General features: G+C 71.3%; 6 protein-coding genes. 3 read left to right on the forward strand and 3 right to left on the reverse strand.

All coding sequences use genetic code 11. From position 1 onward, the window contains the following. Positions 1–810 (reverse strand): EamA family transporter (locus tag E1264_RS39840; protein WP_132182304.1); only part of this gene is annotated, 810 nt, incomplete at its 3' end. 34 nt (positions 811–844) lie between these two features. Here E1264_RS39840 and E1264_RS39845 point away from each other — a divergent pair. Beyond that, positions 845–1,327 (forward strand): Lrp/AsnC family transcriptional regulator, encoded by a 483-nt coding sequence (locus E1264_RS39845; protein WP_132182306.1) that lies wholly within the window; start codon positions 845–847, stop codon positions 1,325–1,327. Positions 1,328–1,357: 30 nt separating this feature from the next. After that, positions 1,358–1,708 carry a helix-turn-helix domain-containing protein gene (locus tag E1264_RS39850; protein ID WP_132182308.1) on the forward strand — a complete coding sequence of 117 codons (351 nt, stop codon included), beginning with the start codon at positions 1,358–1,360 and terminating at the stop codon, positions 1,706–1,708. Positions 1,709–1,925: 217 nt separating this feature from the next. Here the strand turns inward: E1264_RS39850 and E1264_RS39855 are convergent, their stop codons facing one another. After that, complete coding sequence (locus E1264_RS39855) at positions 1,926–2,945, reverse strand: DNA polymerase IV (RefSeq protein WP_207936855.1); 1,020 nt, start codon at positions 2,943–2,945, stop codon at positions 1,926–1,928. Between the two features lie 55 nt (positions 2,946–3,000). Further along, complete coding sequence (locus E1264_RS39860) at positions 3,001–3,684, reverse strand: TetR/AcrR family transcriptional regulator C-terminal domain-containing protein (RefSeq protein ID WP_132182312.1); 684 nt, start codon at positions 3,682–3,684, stop codon at positions 3,001–3,003. Positions 3,685–3,780: 96 nt separating this feature from the next. On the opposite strand from E1264_RS39860, the gene E1264_RS39865 reads away from it, so the two are divergent. Next, positions 3,781–5,133: MFS transporter (locus E1264_RS39865; RefSeq protein ID WP_132182314.1), on the forward strand; the 1,353-nt coding region annotated here is incomplete at its 3' end.

Genomic DNA, 5,133 nt, shown 5'->3' on the forward strand with positions numbered 1-5,133 from the left:
ACGGTGCAACGACACACCGGCGATCACCAACCCGATTCCCGCGAGTTCGACGGGCACCGGCACCTGCCGCAGGACGACCAGCCCGACAACGGTCGCTGTGGCGGGCAGCAGAGCGACCATCAGCGCGTACGTGGCGCGGCTCAGGCGCGCCATAGCCAGTTGGTCGCAAACGTAGGGGATTACGGACGACGAGATGCCCACCCCAATGCCGGCGGCGAGCGCGACCGGGTCCGCTAGGACGGTCACCGCCTGGACCCCGCCGATCGGCAGGACGAACACCGTCGCGACCACCATTGCCATGGCCAGCCCGTCGATGCCTCCCGCGTCCGACTGCGCGGCCTTGTGCGCGACCACCACGTAGAGGGCGAACAAGGCCGCGTTGGCGAAAGCGAAGACGAATCCCAGGGGCTCTCCTTCGAGGCGGACGTCCGTCAGCAGGTAGACCCCGGCGACAGCGGCGGCGAGTGCGGTGAGGTTACGGCGTGTCCGCATTCCCAGGGCGGCGAGCCCGATGACGGGCAGGAACTCGATCGCCGCCACGGTCGCCAGCGGGAGCCGCTCGATCGCCATGTAGAAGGACGAATTCATCAGCGCGAGTACCGCGCCCCAGAGCACGATCGTCCGCCAGGTGTCGCGATTGAACGTCCGCCATGGGCGGCGCCACAGCAGGAACACCAGGACGGCGCTCCAGATGCGCAGACCGGCGACGCCCAGCGGCCCGACGCGGGAGAACAGCAGGACGGCGAACGACGGCCCCAGATAGTGGAAGACCGCGCTGCCGACGAAGTACGACCAGGGCGGAAAGGACATGGCCGTATCGTCGGCGGGTTCGTAAGTTGGAGGAATGGCGAACCGAAGGGGCAGGCCGGGCCGCGCCTACGAACCCAAGCCGCTCGACGCGATCGACCTAAAAATCCTCACCGAGCTGCAACGGGACGGCCGCGCGACCCTTGCCGACCTGGGGCGGCGCGTGGCGCTGTCCGCGCCCGCGGTCGCCGAGCGCGTCCAGCGGCTGGAGGAGACGGGCGTCATCACGGGGTACCACGCGTCCGTCGACCCGGTCGCGCTCGGTTTCCCGATCACGATCCTCGTCCGGGTGAACCCGAGCCCGCGCGAGCTGAGCCGCATCCCCAAGATCGCCGACGAGATCCCGGCCATCGTCGAATGCCACCGCATCACGGGCGACGACTGCTTCTACTTCATCGCCCACCTGCGGACGGTCGAGGAGCTGGAGCCGATCCTCGACCGCTTCACCCCGTACGCCCGGACGACGACGTCGATCCTCCAGTCGGCCCCCGTCCCGCGCCGTCCGCTCCCTCTCGACTGACCGGCTCCGGTTCCGGCTTACGCTTCCGTCGTGGTCGCCTTTGACGTGTTCCTCGCCGACTGCCCCGCCCGGACGACCCTGGATCTGATCTCCGACACGTGGTCCGTGGTCGTCATCGTGGCGCTCGGCCGCGGTCCGGCCCGGTACAGCGAGCTGCGCGGGACGGTCGGCGGCATCAGCAACAAGATGCTGACGCAGACGCTGCGCCGGCTCGGCGACAACGGCCTGGTCGAACGGCGCGCCCTGCGGACCGCTCCGCCCGGTACCGAGTACCGCCTCACCGACCTGGGCCGCAGCCTCCTGGTCCCGGTGTCGGCGCTGACCCGGTGGGCCGAGGACAACACGGCCGCGCTCTTGGACGCCCGCGAGGCCCTCCCGTAAGGAACAGTGGGGTTCCTCACGTCCTTCTAGCGTCCTGCGGCAGGACCTCGAACCTACGGAGGACCCGCACGCTGATCACGGATCTCGGCGCCGAGCCGCTGGAGCGGGCGACCTCACCCAGGCCCGCCACTTGGAGGCCATGGCGATCGTCGTCATCCGGCTGCTGTTCTCCGGCGCCGACCCGCTATCCGTTTTCGCCTTCCGCTCGGCGGCGCCTTCAGCGTTGGAATTCGGCGCGGACGCCTAGGAGGCGGACGGGGCGGCGTCCGGTGAACGCGTCGAGCGCGGTGAGGGCGGCCTGCTCGATCAGGGCCGCATCGGCGGACGGGGCGTCCAGCGTCCGGCCGTGGGTCTGGGTGATGAACGGCGCGTACCGGACCTTGACGATGACGCGGGCGACGTCCCTCCCCTCCTCGGCGACGTCACCGGCGACCCGTCGCGCCAGCGTGGAGACCTCGCGGCGCACGTCCGCCCAGTCGGGGAGGTCGTCCTGGAACGTGGTCTCCCGGCCGCGCGACCTCGGGACGTGCGGCGCGTCGCTCACCGGCGAGTTGTCGAGCCCTCGCGCGAGCAGCACCAGCCACGGCCCGTTGGTGGGGCCGAACTCTCCGGCGAGGACGTCGGGATCGGCGGCCGCGAGTTCGCCGACCGTCGCGATGCCCAGCTTCCCCAGCCGCTTGGCGGTCTTCGCGCCGACACCCCACAGCGCGTCCGCCGGACGGTCGCCGAGCACGTCGAACCAGGTCTCCGCGGTGAGCCGGAAGATCCCGGCGGGCTTGCCGAAGCCGGTCGCGAGTTTCGCCTGGAGCTTGTTCTGGCCGATGCCCACGGTGCATTCGAGTCCCGTCGCGGCGCGCACCCGGTCGCGGATCTGGTGGGCCATCGCTTCCGGGTCGCCGTCGACGGCCAGGAACGCCTCGTCCCAGCCGAGCACCTCGACCACGACGCCGAGGCTCCGCAACGCCGCCATGACCTGGTCGGACACGGACTCATAGAGTTCTCTGTCCACGGGCAGGAACACGGCGTCGGGGCAGCGGCGGGCCGCGGTCCGCAGCGGCAGCCCGGAGTGCACGCCGTGGGCACGGGCCTCGTAGGACGCCGTGCTCACCACGCCGCGCTTCGCCGGATCGCCGTCACCGCCGACAACGACCGGACGCCCGCGCAGTTCCGGGTGGCGGAGCACCTCGACGGCGGCGATGAACTGGTCCAGATCGACGTGCAGGACCCACCGAGCCACCCTCTCATTGTGCCTTCTACCAGCAAAAACAGTGAGGGGCCACCCTGTGGGCCGCCTACAGCTGCGCCTCCAGGCCGTCGAGGATGTAGGCCAGACCCGCGCTGTAGCTCCCATCCCAGTCGTCGTCGTAGAGATAGCCGTTGGCGGCCAGGGTCGGATACCGGTCACGGGCCGCCCGCAGCTGTTCCTGCCCCAGGCGGCGCTCCTCGTCGGTGATGTGCAGTGCGGTCTGCGACGAGGCGGACCCCATGACGTGGTTGTAGAGGGCCCAGGTCGCCGCCGAGAGGCTCTGGCCGGTGAACCCGGCGCGGGCGAGCGTCGCCTGGAGGATCTCCATCCCGGCGAGGAAGTTCGGGCCGATGGTGGGACGCCGCCGTGCCGGGACCGCGGCGGCCCAGGGGTGGCGCAGCAGCGCGGCCCGCCAGCCGGCCAGGACCGCCGTGACGTCGTCGCGCCACTCCTCCGCGCGTCCGGTGCCCGGCTCCGGCGGGGCCTCCCCGAAGATCGCGTCGACCGCGAGATCGATCACGTCGTCCTTGGTGTCGACGTGCCAGTACAGCGACGGCGCGACGACATCGAGCCGCTCGGCGAGCCGCCGCATGGTGAGCCGGTCGATGCCCTCCTCGTCCAGCAGGGCCACCGCCGCCGCGACGATGCGGGCGTGCGTCAGCGGCGGCTCCCCTCGCTGCTCGCGCCGGGGCCGCAGCCAGACGCTGCGCACATCACTCGACTTGCCCATCGCACCCCTTCCGCGCCGACCGGTCGCCTCGCCAGGTTACAGTGTTCGCTGAGACGAACAACGTTAGGCAATCCCAAACGACGTTAGGGAGACACAGTGGAAGACGGTCGAAGGCGCTGGGCGACGCTTCTCGCGGTCAGCGCGGCCCAGCTCCTGGTGGTGCTGGACGGGACGATCATCAACATCGCGCTGCCGTCCGCGCAGCACGCGCTGGGGATGTCCGACACCGCCAGGCAGTGGGCCATCACCGCGTACGCGCTGGCCTTCGGCGGCCTCCTGCTGATCGGCGGCCGGATCAGCGGCGCGCTGGGGCACCGCCGCACGTTCATCGTCGGCCTGCTGGGCTTCGCGGGCTCGTCCGCACTGGGCGGCGCCGCCACAAGCCCCGAGCTGCTGTTCGGGGCACGGGCCCTGCAGGGGGTCTTTGCCGCCGCGCTGGCCCCCGCCGGCCTGTCACTCCTGACGATCACCTTCACAGGGGGACGCGAACGCGGCCGCGCCTTCGGGGTGTTCGCGGCGGTGGGCGCCGCGGGGTCGGCCATCGGCCTGATCGCGGGCGGGCTGCTGACGGAGTACGCGAGCTGGCGCTGGTGCCTCTACATCAACGTCCCCGTCGCACTGCTCGCCGTCCTCGGCACGACGCTCGTGCCCCGCGACCGGCCGAACAGCCGCGGCCAGGGCCTGGACGTGCCGGGCGCGCTCCTGAGCGCCGCGGGCTTCGCGGCGGTGGTCTACGCGTTCGCCGAAGCCGAGTCCGACAAGCGGAACTCCGCGCTGGCCCTCCTCGCCGGAGGCGTCCTGCTGACCATGTTCGTCATCGTCGAGCTGCGCACGCGCCGCCCCCTCCTCCCCATGCGGATCCTGCTGCACCGCGCACGGGCCGGCGCCTTCCTCTCGATCACCCTGATGTTCGTCGCGATGTTCGGCTTCTACCTCTTCATGAGCTACTACACGCAGACCGTCCTCGGCTACTCGCCCGTCGAGGCGGGCCTCACCCTGATCATCAACGCCCTGGCCGCCCTGCTCGCGTCGACGCTCATCGCCGGACGCCTGCACGGCCGCGTCCCCCCGGCCGCGCTCGTCCTCCCCGGCCTCCTCGCCGCGGCCGCGGGGATGCTGCTCCTGACGCGGCTGACCGCGTCCACCACGGACGTCTTCGCCCTGTACCTCGTCCCCGCCCTGATCCTCACCGGCCTGGGCATCGGCCTCGTGATGCCCCCCACCGCCGGCCTGGCCACCACCGCGATAGACCATCAGGACATCGGGTCGGCATCAGCGGCGTACAACGCGTCCCAGCAACTCGGCGCCGCCCTGGGCACCGCCCTTCTCAACACGGTCGCCGCCAGCACCGCCACGTCCTACCTCACCGCACACCCCCAGGCCACCCCCACCGCGGCGGTGGTCCACGGCTACACCACGGCGCTCACGATCGCCTTCACCATCCTCCTC

The sequence above is a fragment of the Actinomadura sp. KC216 genome (assembly GCF_004348535.1).
Classification (GTDB): Bacteria; Actinomycetota; Actinomycetes; order Streptosporangiales; family Streptosporangiaceae; genus Spirillospora.

Bases quoted from the DNA above. Each gene is read 5' to 3' on its own strand.
- E1264_RS39845 (WP_132182306.1), top strand. From the start codon at position 845: ATGGCGAACCGAAGGGGCAGGCCGGGCCGCGCCTACGAACCCAAGCCG.
- E1264_RS39860 (WP_132182312.1), bottom strand. From the start codon at position 3,684: ATGGGCAAGTCGAGTGATGTGCGCAGCGTCTGGCTGCGGCCCCGGCGC.